The following is a 23,825-nucleotide window of genomic DNA, read 5'->3' as shown; positions in this document are numbered from 1 at the left end:
TCCGCCGCTGATCTGCGCTCCTTCGCCGACAAGATCACCGATCTCGCTGCCCCCCAGGTGATGGGCGCCGCGTGGCAGTAGCCGAGTGGTTGATCGACGAATCGGCCCTGGTTCGCCTGGCCGCCAGCCTCGACGCCGAGCTGTGGGCAGAGCGCATAGAGCGAGGCCCTGTCCGGATCACGACCGTGACGCGCCTCGAGGTGGGCTCCTCGGCCCGCAGCGGCGACGACGCCCGGTCGATGTTCACCAGCCCGCCCGTCTCCGCGATGCCGGTGGAGTACCTGACCCCGAGCATCGAGGACCGCGCCGTGCAGGTGCAACTCCTCCTGGCCGCAGTGGGTGAACACCGCACACCCTCCATGCCCGACATCGTCATCGCCGCAACAGCCGAACTGGCCGGGCTGACCCTCCTGCACGTGGACAAGGACTTCGAGCTCATCGCCACGATCACCGGCCAACGCAACGAGCGCCTTCGAACGTAGAGCATTCCGCCGGATGTCGCCTAGCGGTTGCGGGCGGCTGGTCAGGCCACTGTGGACGCGAGGGCCTCGAGGTCGGCTCGGAGCCTGGCGATCATGGCCTGGAGCGTGCTCTCTCCTGCCGCAACCTGGGTCATCAGGAGTTCTCGGGCAAGCGCCGATGACGGCACTCCGCGCCGGTCCGCAAACTGAGGGAGTGCCAGACATCCGCGGCGGCGATGTGTCGAGCCTCTTCACGCCGAGCGAAGCCTTCGTCTTCGCCGGCCCCGAATATCCTTCCGTCCTGCGCTCACGCCGACACGGATATCCCCCGTGTCCGCGACGACTTGACCACAACGCTGGCCGGCCACGTCATCGCCCAGTCCGTACGTCGGGAGTCCTCGAGTATCCACGTCGGACGGCGGGCTCGAGTTCTCCCAAGGCGGTTGGCCCCGGGTCGTCGTCGCAACGGAGCGCTCCGCTCTTGCCGAGCATGGGATCCGCCACGCGGCTCGTCACACGCGCTGCATCGCCTGTCGAGCAGTGTCCCCTGTCGAGCGTGCTCGCCGACGGTTCAGCTCTCCGGCAGCTTGGGCTTGACGTCCGGCGGCAGGTCGCCGACGGCCTTGCGGTAGGCGGACGCCGCCCCCCGCGTGGCGAAGACCCGAGCCAGGCCGACCGCCAGGCCCATGATGCCGGCGAAGACGACGGCCTCCCTGACGGGCACGTCCGGGTTGTTGGGGTCGATTTCGACGTCGCGCCCCGAGTGCCGCCAGACTTCCGTGACGATCTTGTTGGCGACGATACCGGCCAGAATCGCCGAGCCGGCTCCCACGACCTTCCACACGAGCGGACCCACGTCAGCCCCTTCCTTGTCTGCACCTGCGCAGACGGTTCACGATCGGTTTCGTCCCACTCTTGCACACCCACCATCGCGCGAGCGGTTGCTACCCTGGGTGGAGACGACAGGGGAGCGCCCAGCGCTGAGAGTGTGGACCGTCCACAGACCCTCGAACCTGCTCCGGTTAGCACCGGCGAAGGGAGTCGGGATTCTCAGACCGCCCCCCGCATACGAGCGTGTATGCGGTGGCCCGGTCTCCTCCTCGAATCGACGGAGCGCACCCCGCGTTCCGTGGGCCATCGAAGGAGAGTCACTCGTCATGACCACCGAATCGGGAACCAGGACCGCCGGCGCGCCGCCCACGCGCGCCGGCCGCTTCGTCCTCGCCAGCCGACCGCTGCTCGGCTGGCGCACCGTCGACATCCTCACCGTCGCCTTCCTCGGCGTCGCCATCGGCATCGCCATGTGGGGCTGGGGGATCCTCTACAACGGGCCGCTGACGGCCCTCGGCTTCACCTTCCGCCCCGCCATGGGTCTGTTCGTGGGCATGTGGTTCATGGCAGGCGTCGTGGGCGGGCTCGTCGTCCGCCGGCCCGGGGCGGCGCTCGCCTGCGAGGTCGTCGCCGCCCTCGCCTCGATGCTACCCGGCACGGAGTGGGGCGCGACCGTCCTCATCGCCGGCGTGCTGCAAGGTCTGGGCGCCGAGCTCGGCTTCGCGATCTTCCGCTACCGCAGCTGGGGCGTCGTCGCCGCCGTGACCGCGGGCGCCCTGTCCGCGCCGCTCGAGTGGCTGTACGAGATCTACGCGTACTTCCCCGACTGGAGCACCCAGTGGCAGCTGGTCTACCTCGTCATGATGGTGATCTCGGGTGTCGTCATCGCCGGCCTCGGAGGGCTCGCGCTCGTGCGTGCCCTCGCCAGGACCGGGGCGCTCGACGCCTTCCCGCCGGGTCAGGAGAGGCGGGAGGCGCACGCTGTCTGAGGCCCCGCCGTCCGGCGAACATCGGGGCCGGGTCGTCCTCGACGGGCTCACCTGGCGTCCCTTCGGCCGGCGCGAGCCGGTGCTGCGCGACCTCGACCTCGTCGTCGAGCCGGGCGAGCGGGTCCTCCTCGTGGGACCGAGCGGCTCGGGCAAGTCCACCCTGCTTCGGGCGCTCGCGGGTCTCCTCGAGACCGCCGACGCCGGTGAACGCACCGGCTCGATGTCGATCGACGGGCACGCGCCGGGCGCGCGTCCCGGCGAGGTCGGGCTCGTCCTGCAGGAGCCCGGGGCCGGTGTCGTCGCGTCCACGGTCGGTCGCGACGTCGCGTTCGGTCTCGAGAACGTCGGCGCGGATCCGGCGTCCATGCCGGGCCGCGCGCGGGCGGCGCTGGATGCCGTCGGGCTGCACATGGCCCTCGAGGCACCCACCGCGTCGTTGAGCGGCGGCGAGACCCAGCGTCTGGCGCTCGCCGGAGCCGTTGCCATGGAACCGAGCGTCCTGCTCCTCGACGAGCCCACGGCCATGCTCGATCCGGTCAGCGCGGCGTCGGTGCGCCGTGTCGTCAGCGAGGTCGTCGAGCGGGAGGGGCTCACGACCGTCGTCGTCGAGCACCTGCTCGAGCCGTGGCTACCCTTCGCCTCCCGGATCGTCGTCCTCGACGACGGTGGTCGGATCATCGCCGACGGGGAGCCCGCGCGCGTGCTCGCGGAGCACGGGCAGCGGCTCGCCGACGAGGGCGTGTGGGTGCCCGGCGTCGCGCCACCCGAGCCGCGCCTGCTCGACGCGGACGTGCTCGGACGACCCGCGCATACGGCCGACGGCACAGTCGTCGCGGAGCTGCTCGACGCGCGGGTCGTCCGGCGCAGCCTCGGGGCCGACGGCCGGGTGCGCGAGGTGGTCGCCGTAGACGGCGCCGACGTGACGATGCGCGCGGGGCAGAGCACTGTGCTCGTCGGCCCCAGCGGGTCGGGCAAGTCGACCCTGCTCGCGGCGGTCGCCGGGTTCCTCCCGACCGAGGGGCGGTCGGAGCGCTTCGCCGAGCTCACGACGACCGAGGCCGCCCGCGAGGTCGCCTGGGTGCCGCAGTGGCCGTCCGCCGCCATCGTCGCCGGCACGGTGCTCGACGACATGCTGCTCACCTCACGCGCACTCGGACTCGACGAGGACGAGGCCTGGGCGCGGGCGGAGCGCATCCTCGACGCGGTGGGTCTGCTGCGGCTGGCCGGTGCCGACCCCCGTCACCTCTCGGGCGGCGAGCAGCGACGGCTGAGCGTGGCCACCTCACTCGTGCACCGGCCGCGGATGGTGCTCGCCGACGAGCCGACCGTCGGTCAGGACCGCCGGACCTGGGCGGCCGTCATGGGACTACTCGAGTCGGCGCGGCGGGCGGGCACGGCCCTCGGGATCGCCACTCACGACCCCGCCGTCGTGGCCGGCGCCGACGCCGTCGTGTCACTCCAGACCGTCGGGCAACCGCCTCCGCCTCCCCGCCAACGGCGCCCGCTCGCCGCCCGCTGTGGTCCGCTCGCCCTCCTCCTCGGCGCGATGCTCGGCGTCCCTGCCGGGATCCTCGCCGCAGGCTGGCAGGGCGGTCTCGCGGTCCTCGCAGTCATGGTCGCCCTCACGGTGCCGGCGCTCTGGGCACCCGGTGAGGGCGCGCGCCCGCGGGGCCGGGTCCGTGGGATCCTCCTGCGGATGATCCCCGGGCTGCTCGGGGCGGTGTCCGTCGGCTGGTCCACGTGGCTGCTCGCGGACCAGGACCTCGGGGTCGCCCTCGGCGCGGTCACCCGCGTGCTCGTCATCATCTACCCCTCGGCCGTGCTCATCCGCTATGTCGACTCCGACCGGCTCGGCGACCACCTCGCCCAGCTCCTCGGCTTTCCCGCTCGACCCGCGGTCGCCCTCTCCGCGGCACTGCAACGGTTGCACACCTTCGGCGACACGTGGAGCCAGCTCGGCTCGATCCGCCGGGTCCGCGGCATCGGCCCGAGCCGCAGCCCGGTCAGCGTGCTCCGGCACGTGTGGGCCCTGACGATCGGACTGCTCGTGCGGACCCTCGGCTCGGCCGCGGCCCTCGCGGTGGCGATGGACGCGCGCGGCTTCGCCACCGCATACCGCCGGACCTGGGCGACCCGCGCCCGGTGGCGAGCCGCCGACAGCCTACTGGTCGTCGCCGCCGGTGTGCCGGTGCTCGTCGCGGTCGGCACCCGGCAGCTGTTCTGACCGCGCCCCGGGCGCGTTTCGGCGGGCGACCGCACGGGGGGATACTTGCTGACCGTGTCAGCCGAGCCAGAGACCTCCGCGGGAGTCATGCCCGCCGCCCCGCGCATCCCGCGTGAGATCTGGGTGCTCATCGGCGCCGCGTTCATCATCGCGGTCGGCTTCGGGCTCATCACGCCGGTGCTGCCGCAGTTCGCCCGCAGCTTCGACGTCGGGGTGACCGCCGCCTCGATCGTCGTGAGCGCCTTCGCGTTCTTCCGGCTCGTCTTCGCGCCGGTCGGCGGACGCCTCGTCACCCGGCTCGGCGAACGACCGGTCTATCTGGCCGGGCTGATCATCGTGGCGGTCTCGACCGGGGTGACGGCGTTCGCCCAGAGCTACGGACAGCTCCTGCTCTTCCGCTCCCTCGGCGGCATCGGCTCGACGATGTTCACCGTCTCCTCGGCCGCGCTCATCATCCGGCTCGCGCCGCCGGCCATCCGCGGCAGGGTGTCGTCGGTGTTCGCCAGCGCGTTCCTCCTCGGCGGGGTCGTCGGCCCGCTGATCGGTGGCCTGCTCGGCAGTCTCGGGCTGCGGGTGCCGTTCCTCGTCTACGCGGTTGCCCTCCTCATCGCGGCCGCCGTCGTCGCGACCTTCCTGTCCGGGGCCCGGCTGCGCGAGCTCCGGGAGTCCTCGACCTCGCCGGCCATGACGTTCCGCGAGGCGCTCGGCGACTCGGCCTTCCGCTCGGCGCTGGCCTCGGGCTTCGCGAACGGCTGGGCCAACTTCGGCGTGCGCGTCGCGATCATCCCGCTCTTCGTCACCGCGGTCCTCATCGGCACCCGCGACGAGTCGCGTTCGGCCCAGATCGCAGGGTTCGCCATCGCGATCTTCGCCGCTGGCAACGCCCTGGCGCTCACCTTCTCGGGCCGGCTCGCCGACTCGATCGGCCGCAAGCCGCCGGCCCTCGGCGGCCTGGTCGTCAGCGGTTTGGCGACGCTGGTCCTCGGGCTCGTCTCATCCGTCTGGCTCATCCTCGTGCTCTGCCTGGTCGCCGGCGTCGGGGCGGGAATCCTCAACCCGGCCCAACAGGCGACCGTCGCCGACGTCGTCGGCAACAACCGGTCCGGCGGCGGGGTGCTCGCCGGGTTCCAGATGGCCACCGACACCGGTGCGATCCTCGGCCCCGTGCTCGTCGGCGTCATCATCGACCGCTGGGGCTACGCCGAGGGCTTCGCGGCGACTGGCGTCATCCTCCTGCTCGGCGCCCTCGCGTGGCTGCCCGCGCGAGAGACACACGCGAGGCGACCCGCGCATACCTCCTCGTCGTCCTGATTCGTCACCCTGACGCGGCGCCCGCGGGCTCGGCTTCAGGAAGCAACCTTCGGGTTCGGGAGGGAACGGTTGTCGCCCGAAGTGGAGGTTTCCCGCCCGAGGAGAGAAAGGTCTGCGCGTCACGTCTGGGCGGCGGGATCCGGGGACCGGCCTACGCTGGACGTGTGAGGAAGAAGGTCCCGGACGAGATCCGCGACATCGCGCGAGACGCGCGCAGCGTCACCGTCCTCACCGGTGCGGGGATGTCGGCGGAGAGCGGCATCCCGACCTTCCGCGACGCCCAGACCGGGCTGTGGACCCGGGTCCGTCCGGAGGACCTCGCGACGCCGGAGGCATGGGACCGCGACCCCGCCCGCGTGTTCGCGTGGTACGCCTGGCGGGCTGCGGCCGCCCGCCGCTGTGAGCCGAACCCCGGGCACCGGGCCATCGCCGCCTGGGAGGGTCGCGACGGTGTCGAGCTGACGGTCGTCACCCAGAACGTCGACGACCTCCACGAGCGGGCGGGCAGCCGACGGGTGGCGCACCTGCACGGCAGCCTCTTCGCGTACAAGTGCGACTTCTGCGACGAGCCCTACACCGAGCGTCTCGACCTGCCCCGGTCCCCGCACGAGCGGCTCGAACCGCCCCAGTGCCCCCGATGCGGCCTGGGTCGGATCCGGCCGGACATCGTGTGGTTCGGCGAACCGCTCGACGAGGGTGTGTTCGACCGTGCGGTCGACGCCATCCGCGACGCCGACGTGCTCCTCGTCGTCGGAACCTCGGGCATCGTCTACCCGGCGGCCGGGCTGCCCGGGCTGGCCACCCGCTACGGGGTCCCGGTCATCGAGGTCAACCCGCACGGCAGCGACCTGTCGCACGAGCTCGACCACGCCTGGCCGGTGACGGCCGCGGTCGGGTTGCCCGCGCTCATCGAGGCCCTCGAAGAGTGAGGGTCTGCTCCGCCCGGCCGACGGCGCCGTCCTCGTCGTGCAGCACTGCCGAGGTCAGGCCCACCCCGTCGGCGCCGAACACGACCTCGGAGGAGATGCCGACCCAGCCGTAGCGCGGCCGTCGGTGCAGGTGCACAGTCAGGTCGAGGTTGGGGAAGAGCCACTCGCGCGGGTCCTGGCGCACGGCCATGCCGTTGGCGGTGTCCACGTGAAGCAGGAAGCGGGCGGTGTCCGTGGTGTCCTCTCCCACGACGAGGGGGTATGCGGTGCGCTGCCACACCGAGCCCCTCCCGGGCCGCACGGGGCCGGGTCGGCGGATGTCGAGGGCCGCGATGAAGCCGCCCGGCCAGACGTCGCTGCGCTCCCGCCAGGCCGGCAGGGCGTCCGGGTCCTCGTGACCCGGCAGGGGGTCCGGGGCGCCGCCCGCGACCGCCGAGGTGTCCGAGGTCTGCAACCGCCAGGCCCGGGCCCTGATCGCGGGACGGTCGGAGGCGCCGGTCCTCAGCACCGCCTCGACGAGCTCGATCGTGCGCCCGGGGCGGACCGTCACGATCTCCACGCTCGTCACGGCGAGGCCGATGACCCCGAGGATGTCGTAGGAGATCCGGGAGAGGAGCATGTCCGGCCGTGGCTCGTGTCGCTCGATGCAGTGCGCGATGAGCGCCGACGGCGCACCCATGTGCTGCTCGTCCTCGCGCCACGCGCCCTGGGTGTGGACGGTCGGCTCGTAGCGGCCGGCGCCGAGCGCGCGGTAGTAGGACTCGCTCATCCGGCCGACCTTATCGGGGCCCGTGGTGGCGGTCCGGGCGGTGGTCGGACGGGACGGCCAGGCCCGGGCCGTCCTCGTAGGAGCGGGGGTCCTCGAGCGGCTCGAGGTGGGTGACGACCTCGCAGCGCCCGAACTCGGTCCGGACCGCCTCCTCGACCTCCTCGAGGAGGTCGTGTCCGCGCTGCACGCTCCACGTCCCGGGCACGAGGACGTGCATGGCGACGTGTTTCTCCGCCCCCGACTCGCGGGTGCGGACGCCGTGGAAGACGACGTCCTCGGAGGAGAAGCGGGACAGGGTCGCGGTGAGACGGTCGTGCTCCTCGGGGGTCATCGTGTGGTCCATGAGGCCGTCGACGCTGCGGCGGACCAGCGTCCAGCCCGTCCAGATGATGTTGCAGCCGACGAGGAAGGCGATGATCGGGTCGAGCCGAAGCCACCCGGTGAGTGCCACGAGCAGGACGGCCACGATGACGCCGGCCGAGGTGACCACATCGGTGAAGAGGTGTCGCCCATCGGCCTCGAGCGTGATCGAGCGGTGACGCCGGCCGGCGCGGACGAGGACGAGGGCCACGGCACCGTTGAGCACGGACGCCACGACGGAGATGGCCAGGCCGAGACCGACCTGCTCGAGTGGCTGCGGGTTGATGAAGCGCTCGACCGCGGCGACGATGATGACCACCGCGGCGACGAAGATCATGATGCCCTCGACCGCCGCGGAGAAGTACTCCGCCTTCGTGTGGCCGAAGTGGTGGTTCTCGTCGGCCGGTTTGGCGGCGATGTGCAGGACGATGAGGGCCACGAAGGCCGCGACGAGGTTGACGACGGACTCGGCGGCGTCGCTGAGCAGGCCCACGGAGCCGGTGACGAGATAGGCGGCCATCTTCAGGGCGATCGTCGCGAGAGCGGTCGCGATCGCCAGCCAGGCGAACTTGGTGAGGTTGGTCGGGCCCTTGGTCGGCGGGGCCGACGACGCGGACTGCGTTCCTCCCACGTGGTGATTGTGACATGTGGCCGGCGGCGCTCGCGGGCGGACCTACGCTGAGGTTATGACCGTCACGCTCGTCGTCATCCGCCACGCGAAGTCGGACTGGAGCGTCGCTCTGGACGACCGCGACCGTCCCCTCGCGCCCCGTGGTCGTCGCCAGGCCCCGGAGACCGGCCGGTGGATGGCCGAGCACTGCCCGCCCGTAGACCTCGCCATCGTCTCCGCGGCCACGCGCACCCGACAGACCTGGGCGCTCATCGCCGAGGAGCTCACCGACGAGGCGGACGTGCGCGAGTCCGAGAGCGCCTACACCTTCGACGGCCGGGACCTCCTCGAGCGGATCCGCTCGATCCCGACGACCGTGGACACCGCCGCGCTGGTCGGCCACAACCCCGCGGTGGAGGAGCTCGTCGAGACCCTGACCGGGGAGTGGGTTCCCATGCCGACCTCGGCGATCGCGGTGATCGAGCTCGACGGCTGGGCGGACGCAGGTGAGGAGGAGGGCCGCCTCGTCGCCGCGGGCCGACCGGCCGACGACGCCTGGCACGTGCGGGCCTGACGGCCGGTGCCGTCGGTCAGGTGGCGGCGATCGTGCCGGTCGCCAGCAGAACGACGAGCACGCCTGCGAGGACCAGCCGGTAGACCACGAAGATCGTGAAGGTGTGGGTCGCGACATAGCGCAGGAGCCAGGCGATGACCGCGTAGCCGATGACGAAGGCGATGGCCGTCGCGAGGATCGTCGGTCCCCAGGCCGCCGTGGCGTCGTCGCCGATGTCCTTGAGCTTGTAGAACCCGGAGGCCAGCACGGCGGGAACGGCGAGCAGGAACGCGTAGCGGGCCGCGGCCTCCCGGCGGTAGCCCATGAGCAGCCCACCTGAGATGGTCGCGCCCGACCTCGAGACCCCGGGGATGAGGGCAAGCGCCTGCCAGAGGCCGAGGGATATCGCGTGTCGCCAGGTGAGCTGGTCCAGGGTCCGCTCGTTCTTCGCCCGCCGGTCGGCGATGAACAGGACCAAAGCCACTCCGGCGAGCATGGTCGCCGTGATCCACAGGTTGCGCAGCCCGCTGTCGATCGCGTCCTCGAACAGCAGGCCCAGGACGCCGATGGGGATCGATCCGACGATGACCATCCAGCCCATCCGCACATCGGGGTCGCTCTGCGGGACCTTCCCCGCGAACGCTCGGAACCACTTCGAGATGATCCGCCCGATGTCCTTGGCGAAGTACACCACGACCGCCATCTCGGTCCCGATCTGGCTCACGGCGGTGAACGCGGCGCCCGGGTCGCGGCCGTCGAAGAACAGCTGGCCCACGATGAGCAGGTGGGCGCTCGAGGAGATCGGGAGGAACTCGGTCAGGCCCTGGACGATGCCGAGGATGATCGCTTCGAGCCAAGTCACGCGCGCCATCGTGTCACACGTCGATCCGCGATCCGGCCGAGCGGACCGGACCGGCACGGTCCTCCGAACGGGGGACCCGCTCGGGTAAACGCAAGGTCTGCACAAGGTCACGGAAGGTTGAGTGGTGTGGACCGCATCCCGGCAGCCGGGGGAGCGGGTCCGGCGGCCTAGGCCGCACCGTGGAAGGAGCCAGTCGTGCCGGTCTCTCGACGAGCCGTGCTCACCGCCGGTGGGGTGGGCGCACTCGCCTATGTCGGCCTGACCTCTCCGCTGGGCAACGTCCTGTCGACGAAGTCGATCAGCGACCTCAGTGACCGGGACTTCCCACGCCCGTTCCGACGGGGGTTCCGGCCGTTGCCGCGTCTCGAGCCGGTCTACCGGGGCGTGGACGACGACGGTGCACCGGTCGAGCACTACCGGGTGACGGCCAAGCCGGCGACCATCAACATCCTGGACCGGCTCCCGACGCCGGTCATCGGGTACAACGGGCTCGTCCCGGGGCCGACGATCTCGGTGGAGAACGGGACGCGCGTGGTCCTGCGGGTACGCAACCGACTGTTCGGGGACGGGCACCTCGGACACGAGGAGCACGGGTATGCGCTGTCCACCCACCTGCACGGGCACGCTTCTCTCCCGCAGTACGACGGGTACGCCAACGACATCACGATGCCCGGCTACTACAAGGACTACTTCTACGAGAACGTCCAGGGCGGGCGGACCTTCTGGTTCCACGACCACGCCTCGCACATCACCTCGCAGAACGTGTACCGCGGGCTCGCCGCCCAGTTCCACGTCCACGACGACGCCCAGCGCGCGCTGCTCCCGCAGGGTCGCTTCGACGTCGCACTCACCCTGGGCGACCTGATGTTCAACCGGGACGGATCCCTCGCCTTCGACGACAAGGAGCACTCGGGGCTCTGGGGCGACGTCGTCCTCGTCAACGGTGTGCCGTGGCCGGTCATGGACGTCCAGCGGCGCGTCTATCGGTTCAGGCTGCTCAACGCCTCGATATCCCGGTCCTACCGGCCCTACCTCGGCAGCGGCGAGCCGGTCCACATGGTCGCGACCGACAACGGCCTGATGCCGCAGTCACGGGCGGTCACGAGTTGGCGGCAGGGCGTCGGCGAGCGGTACGAGTTCCTCGTGGACTTCTCGAAGTACCCGCCGGGCAGAGTTGTCCGCCTCTTCAACGCAAGTCTCGAGAACAACGTCGACTTCGACAACACCCGGAACATCATGGCTTTCCGGGTCACCGACGAGCCGGTCGACACGAGCGACCCGACGTGGAACACGATTCCGCAGACTCTCGCGAACAGCAGTGTCATGTCGCTGACCGAGAGCATGAGCACCAGAACCCGGGTCATCGAGCTGAAGAAGTCGGACACCACGAACATCTTCTCGCTCAACGAGACGACCTGGGACGACGTCGTCGCCAGCGGCCACACCTTCGCCATCGCCGACCCGGAGCTGGGCGCCGTGGAGACGTGGGAGTTCCGGAACACCTCCGGTGGGTGGTCGCACCCCATGCACGTCCACTTGATCGACTTCAAGGTTCTCAGCCGGAACGGGGCCGCCCCGTTCGACTTCGAGCTCGGCCCGAAGGACACCGTCTACCTGGGCGCCAACGAGGTCGTGCGGGTCATCGGACGCTTCCAGCGGCAGGGCCGCTACATGATGCACTGCCACAACCTGCCGCACGAGGACTTCGCGATGATGACCGCGTTCAACGTCGGCCTCCAGGACGGCCAGCCCGCCGAGCTCGACCCGATACGGGCGGCGCCCCCACAGCTCGATGACGACCCTTCCGACATCTGAGGCAGCGGCGCCGACCGAGGAGCGGCCGGTCGAGAGACGGGGACGCACCGGTTGGGCCGCCATCGCCGCCGTGATCGTCGTCGCGGCACTCGTCGTCCTCGCGGCGCGGCAGTGGGTCCTGACCCCCTACCGGGTCGACTCCGACTCGATGGCGCCGACGATCGCATCCGGCAGCACCGTGTACGTCAGCAGGGTGGCACTGATGGGTGGGGAGCTGCGGCCGGCTGAGCTGGTCGCCTTCGACGGGCCCCGGGGGACGATGGTCAAACGCGTCGTCGGCGTGGGTGGCGACACCGTCGCCATCGTCGACGCCGTGCTCTACGTCAACGGGGAACCGCAGGAGGAGCCCTACACCGATCCCAGAGCCCTCGATGGCGTCTTCTTCGGGCCGGTTAACGTGCCGGAAGGCCATGTCTTCGTCATGGGCGACAACCGGTTCCGGTCCATCGACTCACGGGAGTTCGGATCGGTCCCCCTCGAGGACGTCACGGGTCGGGTGGTGGGGTCGTCGGACTGATGCCGGCCGCCCGCAGCCGATCGCGACGGGTCGCGGCTGGGTCACGGGCCGGACCCCAGGTCGAGCACGCCCTCGCGGAGGGCGACCGCGACCGCCTGGATCGGTGACTCGACCCGCAGCTCGGTGCAGATCCGGCGGAGCCTGCGGCGGACGAGGCCGGCGTCGGTCCCCAGTTCACGGGCGGCGGACTCACTGTCCAGGCCTGCGGCGACCAGACGGAGGAGCTGGAGGTCGGTCGGCGCCAGGGCCGAGGACCGCGTCGGCTGGGTGCCCGACGCTGCTCGCGCGGATCCGCCGGGCTCGTCGGCGCGCCGCCCCCCGCCGGCATGCAGGGCTGCGAGAACCGCGCCCATCCCTGCGGACGCCGCGTCCACGAGGTGCACGCCCGCGGCCAGGAGGCGATCGGTCGCCGCCGCCTCCGCCGGGGCCAGGCCGACGACCCGGATCTGAGGGTAGGCCTTGGTGAGGGCGATGACCGCCACAACCCAGTCCCCCTCGCCCAGGTCGGCCAGGACGGCGTCCGGTCGGATCCGCCCGACGTCCGTCAGGGCCCCCGCGGGGTCGGTGGCGGTCGCGACGGCTTCGAGCCCGGGCTCGCTCGCGACGACGGCGGAGAGCGCCTCTGCAAGGGCCAGGCTGCCGTGGGCGACGAGGACCGTGGTCGTCACATCGAGGCCCGAGCGGGCTCCGCCTCTGTGCCGGTGTCCGGCCCCCCGGCGCCGTCCTGGGGCGTGCGCGTCTGGTCCAGCGTGCGACGAAGCAGGGTCAGCAGAAGCCGCACGTGGTCCTCGGCGGCGTCCGCGGACGGCAGTCGGTCGTGGTCGCGCAACAGTGCGAGGTACAGGTCCTGGGTCTCCCGCTGCGGGATCTCGCCGAGCTCGCGCACCAGCCGGTCCTGGAGGGTCACGTAGGTCCGCAGGGCATCGTTGTGCCGGCCCGACCACCACTGGGCGCGCATCAGGTGAACGGTCGCGGACTCGGAGTCTGGTGCCAGCCCGAGCGACGCGGCGGCCGCGGTCAGAGCGAGGGAGGGCTCCCCGCACACGAGTGCCGAGCGGGAGATGTGGAGGAGAGCATCGCTCAGGGCGGACTCCCAGCCCTCGCGCACGACACGGCCCCAGTCCCAGAACGGCTCGTTCTCGAACAGGATGTCTCCGCTGGTCCGGACCAGCGGGTGGCCGACGTCCAACGCAGTGGCCGAGGTGGCGTCGACGACCCGCTCGACGAGGTCGCGCCTGGTGACCGCGTCCACCTCGAGCCGGCCGGGATCCAGCTCGTACCCGCCGCGCACGGTCGCGAGGACGGAGACGCGGCCGGTCCCGAGACCGGCCCGTCGGCGCAGGACGCACACGTCGCTGTCCAGGGTCTGCCGGTACGACGTGGGAGGGGCGCCGTCCCAGACGGCGTCGGCGAGCTCGTCCTTGTGCACCGCGGAACCTGCCCGCATCCCGAGCACGCCCAGGATCCGAGCGCATTTGCCGCGCAGGCGATGCGGCCGCCCCTGGGCGTCGGTCAGCGTCACCGGCCCGAAGAGCCGCAACGACAGAGCCGCGTGCATGCCCGTTGTCTCTCCCTTGCGTCGCGCGCCGCGTGCGCGGCCCACGTCTACGCAATGCTAGGTCGGGTCCAGCCTTCACCGGCAGGGTCGACAGCGGATATCGAGCGTTCGGCCCATGTCGGGGCTAGCCTGGAACCTTCAACGAAGGAGGACCCATGGCACACGGCGACATCACGCATATCGACATCCCCGTCGCGGACCTCGGCGCCGCCTCGGCGTTCTACGCAGACCTGTTCGGCTGGCAGATCGCCGAGATGCCGGGCTTCGAGGGCTATCCCATGTGGCAGGCGCCAAACGGCGTCAGCGGCGGCGGGTTGGCGCCTCGCAGTGAGGGCTTCACCCAGCCGCGGTCCTATGTCGAGGTCGACTCGATCGAGGACACCCTCGAGAAGGTCACGGCAGGCGGAGGCACCGTGCTCATGGAGAAGTCACCCATCTCCGAGACCTCGTGGTGGGCGATCTTCGCCGACCCGGACGGCAACCATGTGGGGTTGTACGAGGGCACAACCGACACGTCCTCCTGAGGACGCCGCACCGCTCGTCGGGACCCGTGAGAGGGTGGACGCAGAGACCGGTACCCGACCCGAGGAGTGGCCCGTGAACCAGCCCGTCGACGCCGACACCGTCCGCCTCGGTGGCGGCTTCTCCGACAGCGACCGGCCGCTCATCGCCGACACGCTGTCCCAGCTCCTGAGTCGGATCGCGACGAGCGACCGCGTCTGGGAGCTCGAGCTGAGCGTCAAGGACCGCGAGTCCCCCGGTCAGCGGGTCACCCTCGAGGCATGGGTGGGCGGCAAGGACCGGCTCGTCGCCACCTCCGACGAGCAGGATCTGCGGGCGGCGCTCAACGACGTCGGTGCAGACCTGCTCCGCCAGTTCACCAAGGCCCGGGACCGGCGCACCCCGAAGGCGAACCGCCGGCGGCGGGACTCCATCCGGGGAGGGTGACGCTTCGGGCGAATCGTGCGTCGCGCATACCATGGACGGATGCGCACGATTCCGGGAGGCACGGTCCATGACCTGCCGAGTGACCTGTCCGCGGAGCTGACCGCGCACGGGGAGGCGCTGACGGCGTGGCGTGACATCACCCCCCTGGCGCGCAACGAGTTCATCTGCTGGGTCGAGGATGCCAAGAAGGACGCCACGCGGGAGCGCCGTATCCGCCGCACCCGCGAGGAGCTCGAGGAGGGCATGCGGCGCCCCTGCTGCTGGCCGGGGTGCGGCCACCGGGAGAGGAACGGTCGCTGACCCGGGCGGCGGAGTGGTCGTGAGGCGGAGTCAGAGCGAGTGAGTGTGATGCGACGGACCTGGCGCTGGCTCCCCACCCTGGGGGCAGCGATGGCTCTGGCCGCCTGTTCCGGCCTGGGATCCGGGGCGCAGCCCGACGGGGCCGGCGATCCGACCGCTCTGGCGACATCGGCGCCGACGACTGCGACTTCGACGGCCACCTCGGAACCGGTCACCGTCACGATCGTCGCAGCGGGCGACATCCTCCCCCACGCGCCGGTGATCGCGAACGCGGCCCGCAACGCCGAGGGCTCCATCGCCGAGTTCGACTTCGCCCCCATGCTCGAGGAGGTCTCACCCTTCATCGAGGGAGCCGACCTCGGAATCTGTCATCTCGAGACTCCGCTCTCGGCCGACAACACCGGCCTGACGCAACCCCGGACGCTGGTCTTCAACTCACCTCGGGAGGTGGCGACCGGCCTGCACGCAGCCGGATTCGACGGATGCGACTTCGCGTCGAACCACAGCTGGGACCGCGGTCTGGACGGGCTGGCGCAGACGATCGACGTCCTCGAGGAGGAGGGCCTCGGGTACGCAGGTCCACAGGCCGACGAGTCGCGGGCGGGAGAGCCTGCGCTCTACGAGATCGGGGACGTGACCGTGGCCCATCTCGCCTACAGCTACACGTTGCTCAACAACGGGGGGCCCAACACCGAGGTGCCACCTGACGCCCCATGGCTGTCGCGCGCCATGTGGCCGGTCGTCGAGGCCGAGGGGATCGCCGCCGACGCGCAAGCGGCGCGGGACTCGGGTGCCGATCTCGTCGTGCTCAGCATGCACTGGGGCGAGGAGTACGTCGCCACCCCCACCGCTGACCAGCGTCGCCTCGCTCGGGAGCTCCTCGGCACCGGCGCCGTCGACCTGATCATCGGCACCCACGTCCACGTCATCCAGCCCTGCGAGACCGTCAACGGACGGACCGTCTTCTACGGGCTCGGGAACTTCCTCTCGAACCAGTCGCCGGACACGACCGGGGGTCGGCTGCTGCCGACGACACAGGAGGGCATGATGGCGCGCGCCACGTTCACGATCGACCCCGACGGGGACGTGACCTCGGCCGTCGACTACCAGCCGACCAGGGTCGACCTCGACGGCTACGTCGTCGAGCCGGCCACACCGCAGACCCATCCGACGACCTTCGCGCGGACCGTCGAGACCCTGGGCTCGCTGCCGGACGGGACGTGTGATGCGGTCCCGGTCGAGGACGTCGCGAGCGCGGGTTAGCCATCCCGAGCCCGGGGAGGTATCAGGAAGCCCTCCCGCTGCCTCCTTGTGGGCATGAGTCTGCCGACAGTAGAGGAGGTCCACGCCTCCGCCGAACCGACCGACCCCACCGCGCCGCGTCCCGTCACCTCCACCCCCCGGCTCGAGCTGGACGTCCACGCGGCGGTCGGCGCCTTCTCCGCCCTGGCCGATGCCCTGCCCGGGACGGGTGTGCACTACGCCGTCAAGGCCAACCCGCATCCCGTCCTGCTGCGGTCCCTGCACCAGGCCGGATGCCGGTTCGACGTGGCGAGCCCGGCCGAGGTGAAGGCCGCCCTGGCTGCCGGAGCGCAGCCGGAGACCCTCGTGTACTCCAACCCGGTCAAGCGTCGCTCCGACATCGTCGAGGCGGCCGCGCTCGGCGTCAGCCTGTTCGTCGTCGACTCACCGCAGGAGACGCGCAAGGTCGCGCAGGCGGCACCGGGGTCCTCGGTGCTGTGCCGGCTCGTGACGAGCGGGGCGGGATCGGACTGGCCGCTGTCTCGCAAGTACGGCGTCTCGACCGCCGAGGCCCTCGACATCCTGCTCCTGGCCGCCCATCTCGGGCTCGACCCCGCCGGGGTCTCCTTCCACGTCGGCAGCCAGCAGCGCGACCCGGGCGCCTGGGCGACACCCGTCGCGGCGTCCGCCCGCGTGTTCGCCGGCCTGCGCGCCTACGGGCTGCGGCCGTGGCTGCTCGACCTGGGTGGCGGATTCCCCGCCCGACTCGCCGGTGACGAGCCGGCCGTCGCCGACTATGCGTCGGCGATCCGGACGGCGCTGCGGGCGTCGTTCGGCTCGGACCTGCCGCGGACGCTGATCGAGCCGGGGCGGGGCATCGTCGGTGAGGCCGGCACCGTCGTGACGTCGGTCGTGGAGGTCGTCGACCGGGGCGGCACCCGGTGGGTGTTCCTCGACTGCGGCGTCTTCACCGGGCTCGTCGAGACCCTCGAGGAGGCAATTCGCTATCCGCTGCGGACCAGTCGCGACGGAGGTCCCGTCGGGCCGTGCGTCGTCGCAGGGCCGACGTGTGACAGCGCGGACGTCCTCTACCAGAACGAGCCGCGGATGCTCCCGCTCGCGCTGGCCGAGGGGGACGAGGTCCGGATCGACTGCGCCGGGGCATACTCGACCTGCTACTCGACCGTCGGCTTCAACGGGTTCGATCCGTTGCCGACCACCCTCGTCGGTCAGGTGGTCTGACCCCGATGAGGGCGCCGACCCGGATCCTCGTCAGCCATGCGTTGGCCGCGACGGCGATGGGTGCCGCATGGCCGCTGCTGCTCGCCGCCGTGTGGGCGGGGACCGGGTCCGCATGGTGGCTCGGCGTGGCGGGAGCCGCGCGGATGGCCCCCTACGTGCTCTGCTCGTGGTGGGTCGGGCACTTCGCCGACCGGTTCTCGCGCTCGCGAATCGTGATGGGCACGCTCGTCGCGAGGGTCGTCCTCCTCGCAGCCAGCGGCGTCGCGCTGTGGGCAGACCTCCTCGGACTCGCTGTGCTCCTCAGTGCGCTGGTCGTGGCGGTGGCGACCCCCGCATACCCCGCGCTCGTGGCGGGACTCCCGGCGGTGCCCGGGGCGCGGGCGCGCAGCACCGAATGGCTCGTGACGATCGAGGTGTGCAGCTTCGTCGTCGGGCCCGCGGTCGGCGGGCTCCTGCTGGGCGTGCCCGGGCTCGTCATCCCGCTGGCGACCGGGGCGACCGCGATCGCGGTGGTCGTCATGCGCGGGGTCGACCTTCCCGCGCCGAGTGGGACGGCCCGGCGGGGCCGGACCGGATGGCACGCGGTGCTGGCCGCCAGTTCGCAGGCGAGACGGACGCTGGGGCTGCTCGCCATGATCAACTTCGTCCTCGCGGGGGTGGGGATCACCCTGCTGCCGATGGCGACCGGCGACTGGGCCGCTCCGTGGAGCACCGAGGCCGCATTCGGGATCGGGACCGCAGTGCTCGGCTTCGGGGCTCTGGGCGCACCCCTCCTCCTCCGGCTCGGGCGAGGTCCGGTCCGTCGGACCCTGTGCGGTCTGGCCCTGATGTCCGGCGGCATCGTCCTGCTCGGGCTCGCTCCGGCCGTCCTCGCCGCGCTCCCGGCGCTCGGCGTCATCGGGGCAGCGGCGGTGCACGCGGAGGGCAACGCGACCCGTCACCTCCAGGGGCTCATCCCGGACGACAGCCGTGCAAGTGTCTTCGGGCTCGGGGACACCGTGATGGTCGGCGCCGCGCTGGCCGGATCGCTGGTCGCACCGCCGCTCGCGGAGATCCTCGGCGCCCGCGTGCTCCTCGTGGCGACCGCGATCTCCCTCATCGCGATGAGTGGACTGATCCGGACCGTCCCGGTCCCCGCTCCCGCCGCCCGGCAGGCCGCCTCGGTGTAGCCGTCCGACCGGCAGCGCCTCCACGCGGTGGCGTCAGGGGCCGGAGCGCATGTGCGAGGATCGTCCTCACCCTCACGCCCGGCGGGCGCGCCCGCCCCGCGCACTCCGAAAGGTCCGACAGTGGACTCCTTATGGGCCAACATCGCCCTTGTCCTCGTCTTCATCCTGATCGGCGGCGTCTTCGCCGCCTCCGAGATCGCGCTGGTGTCACTGCGCGAGAGCCAGATCCGCGGCCTGGCCGACCGGGGGCGGGCCGGCGAAACCGTCGCCCGCCTGGCCGGCGACTCGAACCGCTTCCTCTCGGCAGTCCAGGTCGGGGTCACCCTCGCCGGGTTCTTCTCGGCGTCCTTCGGTGCGGCGCAGATCGCGCCCGTGGTCGCGGGCGGCCTCGAGGGGGTGGGTATGGCGGAGGGCTCCGCCTATGCCGTCGCCTTCGTCGCGACGACCCTGGTCATCGCCTACCTCTCCCTCGTCCTCGGTGAGCTCGTGCCCAAACGGCTCGCACTCATGGCCGCGGAGCGCACCTCGCTCCTGCTCGCCCGGCCGCTCGACCTCCTGGCCGGTCTCCTGCGCCCGGTCATCTGGCTGCTGTCCGTCTCCACGAACGCGGTCGTGCGGCTGCTCGGCCAGGACCCGCACGCCCAGCGCGAGGACATCGGGCCCGAGGAGCTGCGGTCCCTCGTCGCCGAGCACGAGTCGCTCAGCGAGAAGGAGCGCGACATGGTGGTCGGGATGCTCTCCGTCGGCGAGCGAACCGTGGACGAGGTGATGACCCCGCGGACCGAGGTGGACTTCATCGACGCCGCCCTGCCGATCGACGACGCCCGGCACTACGTCACCGAGCGGGAGCACTCGAGGTATCCGATCACGGGGGAGGACACCGACCACATCCTCGGCTTCCTCCATGTGCGCGACCTCCTCACCCCGCCGGTCGACGCGCGGGTTGTGGGTGACCTCATCCGACCCACTGTGTTCTTCCCCGGGAGCAAGCCGGTCCTCAGCGCGCTGAGCGAGATGCAGGGCGAGAACAACCACCTGGCGATCGTCGTCGACGAGTACGGCGGAACCGACGGCATCGTCACGATCGAGGACGTGCTCGAGGAGTTCGTCGGGCAGATCCGGGACGAATACGACCTGCACGAGATCCAGACGAGCACGACGATGGAGGACAACGAGGTGCCCGGGCTCCTCGGCCGGGCGGATGCCGAGCGGGTATTCGGCGAGGAGCTGCCCGAGGGCAACTTCGACACCCTCGGCGGCTTCATCCTCGAACGCCTCGGGCGACTGGCCGAGGTGGGGGACACGGTGCGCTGGGACGATCGGGTGCTCGAGGTGCTCGAGCTCGACGGGCGGCGCATCGACCTGGTCCGGGTGCACACGACCGTGCCCGGGTCGGGGCAGGCCGAGGCAGAGGCGGAGACGGGCGACCGCGAGGGCTAGCTAGCGCCGGGGTGTGTACGTCTCCACCGGCAGGCCCGCAGCCCGCCAGGCGGTGAAGCCGCCCTCGAGGTGCACGACGTCCTCGCGCCCCATCTCGACCAAGGCCTTGGCCGCGAGGGCCGAGCGCCAGGCGCTGCCGCAGTAGAGGACCAACGTGCGGCCGTCGTCGAGCGCGGGCTTGTAGTAGGGACTCTCCGGGTCGACCCAGAACTCGAGCATGCCCCGCGGGGCCCGGTATGCGCCGGGCACCATCCCCTCGCGCTCCAGCTCGCGAGGGTCGCGGATGTCGACGACGAGGTGGTCGGGGTCGTCGAGAAGCTCGGCGACACGTTCGGGCGGCAGCGCCGTCACCTGGTGGGCGGCCTCTTCGACGAGCCGGGCTGAGCTGCGGGCGAGGGGCTCACCTGGTCGTCGCGATGTCATGCGACGACGGTAGCCGGTCGGTGCCGGGTGCGCCGTGTGCGGAGGTGACGCGGAACTGCGCAGCGGGCGCAGATGAGCGCTCACGCCGCAGAAATTGCTGCGGCGGCCGTTTGTAGCTGCGGCATCTGCGCTGGACCGCGGCAGATGCGCCTCGTCGCGGCGTGCGTCAGAGGTCGACGACCTCGTAGCCCCACAGCTCGGCGCTCAGCCCCACCGGCGGCTTCGCGCCCTCGGGACGCTCACCCTGCGCCCCGTGGTCGCCGGGCGCCGTGCGGGCCCGATCGCCGTGGGCGGCGCCGAAGTCGCGGGAGGACACCCACGCCCGGAACGACTCCTCGTCGCGCCAGCGGGTCACGACGAGCCAGGTGAGACGGTCGTCGGTGGGTCGAAGGAGCTCGAAGCCCTCGAAGCCGTCCTGTCCGTCGACGGCACCCGCCCGGGCAGCGAAGCGCCGGGCGAGCTCATCCCCGCTGTCGGGTCCCACGGTGATGGCGTTGATCTTCACGACTGTCATGGGTCCATCATCACCCTCGGGAATAGGTGCAGGCCCGGTCAAAGTTGAGTCTCACGGACGCAAGTTCGACCGCTCCGGTTTGCACCGCATACCGGACACCGCCTAACTTGAGTGCAGCCAACTCAACTTCTCAAAGGAGAACCCACTCATGGCACGTGCAGTCGGCATCGACCTCGGCACCACCAACTCCGCCGTGGCAGTCCTCGAGGGCGGCGAGCCCACGATCATCGCGAACGCCGAGGGTGGCCGCACCACCCCGTCCGTCGTCGCCTTCTCCAAGGGCGGCGAGGTCCTCGTCGGCGAGATCGCCAAGCGGCAGGCCGTGACCAACGTCGACCGGACGGTCCGCTCGGTCAAGCGCCACATGGGCACCGACTGGAAGAGCCCCGAGATCGACGGCAAGGCCTACACCGCGCAGGAGATCAGCGCCCGCATCCTCCAGAAGCTCAAGCGCGACGCGGAGTCCTACCTCGGCGAGACGGTCACCGACGCGGTCATCACCGTCCCCGCGTACTTCGACGACCACGAGCGGCAGGCGACCAAGGAGGCCGGCGAGATCGCGGGCCTGAACGTCCTGCGCATCGTGAACGAGCCGACCGCCGCAGCGCTGGCCTACGGGCTCGACAAGGGCAAGGAGGACGAGCTCATCCTCGTCTTCGACCTCGGTGGCGGCACGTTCGACGTGTCCCTCCTCGAGGTCGGCAAGGACCCCGAGGACGGCTTCGCCACCATCCAGGTCCGCGCGACCAACGGCGACAACCACCTCGGCGGTGACGACTGGGACCAGCGCGTCGTCCAGCACCTCCTCACGACCGTGAAGAACAGCACCGGCGTCGACCTGTCCAAGGACAAGATCGCCATGCAGCGTCTCCAGGACGCCGCCGAGCAGGCCAAGAAGGAGCTTTCCTCCGCCACGAGCACCAACATCTCGCTCCAGTACCTCTCGATGAGCGAGAACGGCCCGATCCACCTCGACGAGACCCTGACCCGGGCCCAGTTCGAGCAGATGACCAAGGACCTGCTCGAGCGCACCAAGCAGCCCTTCCACAACGTCATCAAGGACGCGGGCATCTCGCTCTCCGACATCGACCACGTGGTCCTCGTCGGTGGGTCGACCCGGATGCCTGCCGTGTCCGACGTCGTCAAGGAGCTCACCGGCGGCAAGGAGCCCAACAAGGGCGTCAACCCGGACGAGGTCGTCGCCCTCGGCGCGGCCCTGCAGGCCGGTGTCCTCAAGGGCGAGCGCAAGGACGTGCTGCTCATCGACGTCACGCCGCTCAGCCTCGGCATCGAGACCAAGGGCGGGCTCTTCACCAAGCTGATCGAGCGCAACACCGCGATCCCGACCAAACGCTCCGAGGTGTTCTCGACCGCGGAGGACAACCAGCCCAGTGTGCTCATCCAGGTGTTCCAGGGCGAGCGTGAGATCGCCCAGCAGAACAAGGCGCTCGGCACCTTCGAGCTCTCCGGCATCGCGCCGGCGCCGCGCGGTGTGCCGCAGATCGAAGTCACCTTCGACATCGACGCCAACGGCATCGTCAACGTCTCCGCGAAGGACCGCGGCACCGGCAAGGAGCAGAAGATCACGATCTCCGGCGGCTCGGCCCTCTCCAAGGAGGAGATCGACCGGATGGTCAAGGACGCCGAGGCGCACGCCGAGGAGGACAAGAAGCGTCGCGCCGAGACCGAGGCCCGCAACACCGGTGAGCAGCTCGTGTACTCGACCGAGAAGTTCCTGGCCGACAGCGGGGACAAGGTCGCAGACGACCTCAAGAAGCCGGTGAACGACGCCCTCGAGGAGCTCAAGACCGTCCTGAAGGCCGACTCCGGCGCGTCCGTCGAGGAGATCAACGCCAAGATCGACACGCTCAACACCGAGTCCCAGAAGATGGGTGCGGCCGTGTATGCGGCGGCTGCGCAGGAGGGCGAGTCCGGCGGAGCGCCGGGCGGGCAGCCCGGGGACGGCCCGGCCGGCGACGCCGGTGACTCCGGTGGCTCGGAGGACGACGTCGTCGACGCCGAGGTCGTCGACGACGAGGAGACCAAGTGACCGAGCGTCCCGACGACACGACCGCGGGCGCCGCGAACGAGCCGGGTGCCGGGGTCGCCGACGAGGTGACCCCGGACCCGGGGGCGGCCGAGGCCCAGGAGGTTCCGCCTATCGAGGTGGTCGACGAGTCTCCGGCCCTCCAGGAGCCGGTCACGGGCGAGGTCGTCGACGACGCGAACACCGAGGCCGTCAACGACTCGGTCGGCGCCGGGTCGGATGACGGCACCGCAGGCGAGCACCCCGACACGCTCGTGGCGCGAGAGCGTCTGGCCGACCTGCAGCGCCTGCAGGCGGAGTACGTCAACTACAAGCGGCGGGTCGACCGCGACCGCGCCTTGGTCCAGGAGCGGGTCATCGCCGACGTGCTCGACTCGCTCCTGCCGGTCCTCGACGACATCCACGCGGCGCGCGAGCACGGCGACCTGGCCGACGGCCCGTTCGCCTCGATCGCGGAGAAGCTGGAGAACAGCCTCGGCAAGTTCGGGCTCGAGCGGTACGGCGCGCCGGGCGAGGCGTTCGACCCGGTGGTTCACGAGGCCCTGCTCCACGCCGAGTGGGACGGGTCGATCACGCCGGTCGACGCGTCCGCCACGACGATCGTCCAGGTCCTCCAGCCGGGTTACCGTACAGGGCAACGGGTCATCCGGCCCGCCCGGGTGTCCGTCGCCGACCCGAGCTGACCGATGTCCGTGCTGTTCGTTCGCTGAC

Annotated in this window: 25 protein-coding genes and 1 riboswitch; of the genes, 17 read left to right on the top strand and 8 right to left on the bottom strand. The window is 71.2% G+C overall.

What is annotated here, in order from left to right; genetic code table 11:
- The first annotated feature begins 71 nt into the window (after positions 1 to 71).
- Entirely contained in the window at positions 72 to 482 is a 411-nt protein-coding gene (locus GA707_RS04455; protein WP_152177226.1) for a PIN domain nuclease, read from the top strand.
- Between the two features lie 550 nt (positions 483 to 1,032).
- Here the strand turns inward: GA707_RS04455 and GA707_RS04450 are convergent.
- Positions 1,033 to 1,317: a DUF4235 domain-containing protein gene (locus tag GA707_RS04450; RefSeq protein WP_152177225.1), complete on the bottom strand. Its 285-nt coding sequence runs from the start codon at positions 1,315 to 1,317 to the stop codon at positions 1,033 to 1,035.
- A 98-nt stretch (positions 1,318 to 1,415) separates the two neighbouring features.
- Positions 1,416 to 1,518, top strand: a riboswitch (TPP riboswitch).
- A 100-nt stretch (positions 1,519 to 1,618) separates the two neighbouring features.
- Here GA707_RS04450 and GA707_RS04445 point away from each other — a divergent pair.
- The 4 genes from GA707_RS04445 to GA707_RS04430 all read left to right on the top strand — a co-directional run bounded on the left by GA707_RS04445 (position 1,619) and on the right by GA707_RS04430 (position 6,745).
- Positions 1,619 to 2,281 carry an ECF transporter S component gene (locus GA707_RS04445; RefSeq protein ID WP_152177224.1) on the top strand — a complete coding sequence of 221 codons (663 nt, stop codon included), beginning with the start codon at positions 1,619 to 1,621 and terminating at the stop codon, positions 2,279 to 2,281.
- Positions 2,282 to 2,360: 79 nt separating this feature from the next.
- Positions 2,361 to 4,505 (top strand): ATP-binding cassette domain-containing protein, encoded by a 2,145-nt coding sequence (locus tag GA707_RS04440; protein WP_226963530.1) that lies wholly within the window; start codon positions 2,361 to 2,363, stop codon positions 4,503 to 4,505.
- Positions 4,506 to 4,592: 87 nt separating this feature from the next.
- A complete protein-coding gene (locus GA707_RS04435) occupies positions 4,593 to 5,816 on the top strand; it encodes an MFS transporter (protein ID WP_152177757.1) in 1,224 nt (407 codons plus the stop codon).
- Positions 5,817 to 5,980: 164 nt separating this feature from the next.
- A complete protein-coding gene (locus tag GA707_RS04430; RefSeq protein ID WP_152177223.1) occupies positions 5,981 to 6,745 on the top strand; it encodes an NAD-dependent deacylase in 765 nt (254 codons plus the stop codon).
- Here GA707_RS04430 and GA707_RS04425 read toward each other — a convergent pair.
- A complete protein-coding gene (locus GA707_RS04425) occupies positions 6,723 to 7,514 on the bottom strand; it encodes a thioesterase family protein (protein WP_152177222.1) in 792 nt (263 codons plus the stop codon). The two genes, GA707_RS04430 and GA707_RS04425, sit on opposite strands and share 23 nt — an antisense overlap.
- A 10-nt stretch (positions 7,515 to 7,524) precedes the next feature.
- Entirely contained in the window at positions 7,525 to 8,505 is a 981-nt protein-coding gene (locus GA707_RS04420; RefSeq protein WP_226963529.1) for a cation diffusion facilitator family transporter, read from the bottom strand.
- A gap of 55 nt (positions 8,506 to 8,560) precedes the next feature.
- Between GA707_RS04420 and GA707_RS04415 the strand changes: the two genes are divergently transcribed.
- Complete coding sequence (locus tag GA707_RS04415; RefSeq protein ID WP_152177221.1) at positions 8,561 to 9,058, top strand: histidine phosphatase family protein; 498 nt, start codon at positions 8,561 to 8,563, stop codon at positions 9,056 to 9,058.
- 16 nt (positions 9,059 to 9,074) lie between these two features.
- Here GA707_RS04415 and GA707_RS04410 read toward each other — a convergent pair whose 3' ends face one another.
- Positions 9,075 to 9,899: an undecaprenyl-diphosphate phosphatase gene (locus tag GA707_RS04410; protein WP_152177220.1), complete on the bottom strand. Its 825-nt coding sequence runs from the start codon at positions 9,897 to 9,899 to the stop codon at positions 9,075 to 9,077.
- A gap of 195 nt (positions 9,900 to 10,094) precedes the next feature.
- Here GA707_RS04410 and GA707_RS04405 point away from each other — a divergent pair, with 195 nt between their 5' ends.
- Positions 10,095 to 11,714: a multicopper oxidase family protein gene (locus GA707_RS04405; protein ID WP_226963528.1), complete on the top strand. Its 1,620-nt coding sequence runs from the start codon at positions 10,095 to 10,097 to the stop codon at positions 11,712 to 11,714.
- On the top strand, positions 11,692 to 12,231 hold the full coding sequence (gene lepB, locus GA707_RS04400) for a signal peptidase I (RefSeq protein ID WP_226963527.1): 540 nt from the start codon (positions 11,692 to 11,694) through the stop codon (positions 12,229 to 12,231). Before GA707_RS04405 ends, lepB begins: the two co-directional genes overlap by 23 nt.
- 41 nt (positions 12,232 to 12,272) lie before the next feature.
- On the opposite strand, the gene GA707_RS04395 is transcribed toward lepB, so the two are convergent.
- Positions 12,273 to 12,899, bottom strand: a complete 627-nt coding sequence (locus GA707_RS04395) for a response regulator transcription factor (RefSeq protein WP_152177219.1) — start codon at positions 12,897 to 12,899, stop codon at positions 12,273 to 12,275.
- Positions 12,896 to 13,834 carry a BTAD domain-containing putative transcriptional regulator gene (locus GA707_RS04390; RefSeq protein WP_152177218.1) on the bottom strand — a complete coding sequence of 313 codons (939 nt, stop codon included), beginning with the start codon at positions 13,832 to 13,834 and terminating at the stop codon, positions 12,896 to 12,898. The genes GA707_RS04395 and GA707_RS04390 overlap by 4 nt, the downstream gene beginning before the upstream one ends.
- A gap of 110 nt (positions 13,835 to 13,944) precedes the next feature.
- Between GA707_RS04390 and GA707_RS04385 the strand changes: the two genes are divergently transcribed.
- The 7 genes from GA707_RS04385 to GA707_RS04355 all read left to right on the top strand — a co-directional run bounded on the left by GA707_RS04385 (position 13,945) and on the right by GA707_RS04355 (position 20,130).
- The gene (locus GA707_RS04385) at positions 13,945 to 14,313 is read left to right on the top strand and encodes a VOC family protein (protein WP_152177217.1); all 369 of its coding nucleotides are present in this window, start codon (positions 13,945 to 13,947) and stop codon (positions 14,311 to 14,313) included.
- Positions 14,314 to 14,386: 73 nt separating this feature from the next.
- The gene (locus GA707_RS04380) at positions 14,387 to 14,737 is read left to right on the top strand and encodes an HPF/RaiA family ribosome-associated protein (RefSeq protein WP_152177216.1); all 351 of its coding nucleotides are present in this window, start codon (positions 14,387 to 14,389) and stop codon (positions 14,735 to 14,737) included.
- Between the two features lie 39 nt (positions 14,738 to 14,776).
- Positions 14,777 to 15,037 (top strand): YdeI/OmpD-associated family protein, encoded by a 261-nt coding sequence (locus GA707_RS04375; RefSeq protein WP_152177215.1) that lies wholly within the window; start codon positions 14,777 to 14,779, stop codon positions 15,035 to 15,037.
- Between the two features lie 48 nt (positions 15,038 to 15,085).
- Positions 15,086 to 16,300, top strand: a complete 1,215-nt coding sequence (locus GA707_RS04370) for a CapA family protein (protein WP_152177214.1) — start codon at positions 15,086 to 15,088, stop codon at positions 16,298 to 16,300.
- Positions 16,301 to 16,354: 54 nt separating this feature from the next.
- On the top strand, positions 16,355 to 17,521 hold the full coding sequence (locus GA707_RS04365; RefSeq protein ID WP_152177213.1) for a type III PLP-dependent enzyme: 1,167 nt from the start codon (positions 16,355 to 16,357) through the stop codon (positions 17,519 to 17,521).
- Between the two features lie 5 nt (positions 17,522 to 17,526).
- The gene (locus GA707_RS04360; RefSeq protein WP_152177212.1) at positions 17,527 to 18,690 is read left to right on the top strand and encodes a hypothetical protein; all 1,164 of its coding nucleotides are present in this window, start codon (positions 17,527 to 17,529) and stop codon (positions 18,688 to 18,690) included.
- Between the two features lie 120 nt (positions 18,691 to 18,810).
- Positions 18,811 to 20,130 carry a hemolysin family protein gene (locus tag GA707_RS04355; protein WP_152177211.1) on the top strand — a complete coding sequence of 440 codons (1,320 nt, stop codon included), beginning with the start codon at positions 18,811 to 18,813 and terminating at the stop codon, positions 20,128 to 20,130.
- Here GA707_RS04355 and GA707_RS04350 read toward each other — a convergent pair whose 3' ends face one another.
- Positions 20,131 to 20,553: a rhodanese-like domain-containing protein gene (locus tag GA707_RS04350; protein WP_152177210.1), complete on the bottom strand. Its 423-nt coding sequence runs from the start codon at positions 20,551 to 20,553 to the stop codon at positions 20,131 to 20,133.
- A gap of 166 nt (positions 20,554 to 20,719) precedes the next feature.
- Positions 20,720 to 21,067, bottom strand: coding sequence for an antibiotic biosynthesis monooxygenase (locus tag GA707_RS04345; protein WP_152177209.1), 348 nt, complete (start codon positions 21,065 to 21,067; stop codon positions 20,720 to 20,722).
- A 148-nt stretch (positions 21,068 to 21,215) separates the two neighbouring features.
- On the opposite strand from GA707_RS04345, the gene dnaK reads away from it, so the two are divergent.
- Positions 21,216 to 23,117, top strand: coding sequence for a molecular chaperone DnaK (gene dnaK / locus GA707_RS04340; RefSeq protein WP_152177208.1), 1,902 nt, complete (start codon positions 21,216 to 21,218; stop codon positions 23,115 to 23,117).
- On the top strand, positions 23,114 to 23,797 hold the full coding sequence (gene grpE, locus GA707_RS04335) for a nucleotide exchange factor GrpE (RefSeq protein WP_226963526.1): 684 nt from the start codon (positions 23,114 to 23,116) through the stop codon (positions 23,795 to 23,797). The genes dnaK and grpE overlap by 4 nt, the downstream gene beginning before the upstream one ends.
- The last annotated feature ends 28 nt before the right edge of the window (positions 23,798 to 23,825 follow it).

The organism is Nostocoides sp. F2B08, from assembly GCF_009184895.1.
In the GTDB taxonomy this organism is placed as follows: Bacteria; Actinomycetota; Actinomycetes; order Actinomycetales; family Dermatophilaceae; genus F2B08.
Note: the sequence above shows the minus strand (reverse complement) of the source record. Positions and strands in the feature narration are given on the sequence as shown.

What these genes read in the sequence shown, in the direction of transcription:
- lepB (WP_226963527.1), top strand. Translation starts at nt 11,692, where the DNA reads ATGACGACCCTTCCGACATCTGAGGCAGCGGCGCCGACCGAGGAGCGG.
- GA707_RS04370 (WP_152177214.1), top strand. Translation starts at nt 15,086, where the DNA reads ATGCGACGGACCTGGCGCTGGCTCCCCACCCTGGGGGCAGCGATGGCT.
- GA707_RS04350 (WP_152177210.1), bottom strand. Translation starts at nt 20,553, where the DNA reads ATGACATCGCGACGACCAGGTGAGCCCCTCGCCCGCAGCTCAGCCCGG.
- GA707_RS04385 (WP_152177217.1), top strand. Translation starts at nt 13,945, where the DNA reads ATGGCACACGGCGACATCACGCATATCGACATCCCCGTCGCGGACCTC.
- GA707_RS04415 (WP_152177221.1), top strand. Translation starts at nt 8,561, where the DNA reads ATGACCGTCACGCTCGTCGTCATCCGCCACGCGAAGTCGGACTGGAGC.
- GA707_RS04425 (WP_152177222.1), bottom strand. Translation starts at nt 7,514, where the DNA reads ATGAGCGAGTCCTACTACCGCGCGCTCGGCGCCGGCCGCTACGAGCCG.
- GA707_RS04435 (WP_152177757.1), top strand. Translation starts at nt 4,593, where the DNA reads ATGCCCGCCGCCCCGCGCATCCCGCGTGAGATCTGGGTGCTCATCGGC.
- GA707_RS04375 (WP_152177215.1), top strand. Translation starts at nt 14,777, where the DNA reads ATGCGCACGATTCCGGGAGGCACGGTCCATGACCTGCCGAGTGACCTG.
- dnaK (WP_152177208.1), top strand. Translation starts at nt 21,216, where the DNA reads ATGGCACGTGCAGTCGGCATCGACCTCGGCACCACCAACTCCGCCGTG.
- GA707_RS04345 (WP_152177209.1), bottom strand. Translation starts at nt 21,067, where the DNA reads ATGACAGTCGTGAAGATCAACGCCATCACCGTGGGACCCGACAGCGGG.
- GA707_RS04360 (WP_152177212.1), top strand. Translation starts at nt 17,527, where the DNA reads ATGAGGGCGCCGACCCGGATCCTCGTCAGCCATGCGTTGGCCGCGACG.
- GA707_RS04365 (WP_152177213.1), top strand. Translation starts at nt 16,355, where the DNA reads ATGAGTCTGCCGACAGTAGAGGAGGTCCACGCCTCCGCCGAACCGACC.
- GA707_RS04445 (WP_152177224.1), top strand. Translation starts at nt 1,619, where the DNA reads ATGACCACCGAATCGGGAACCAGGACCGCCGGCGCGCCGCCCACGCGC.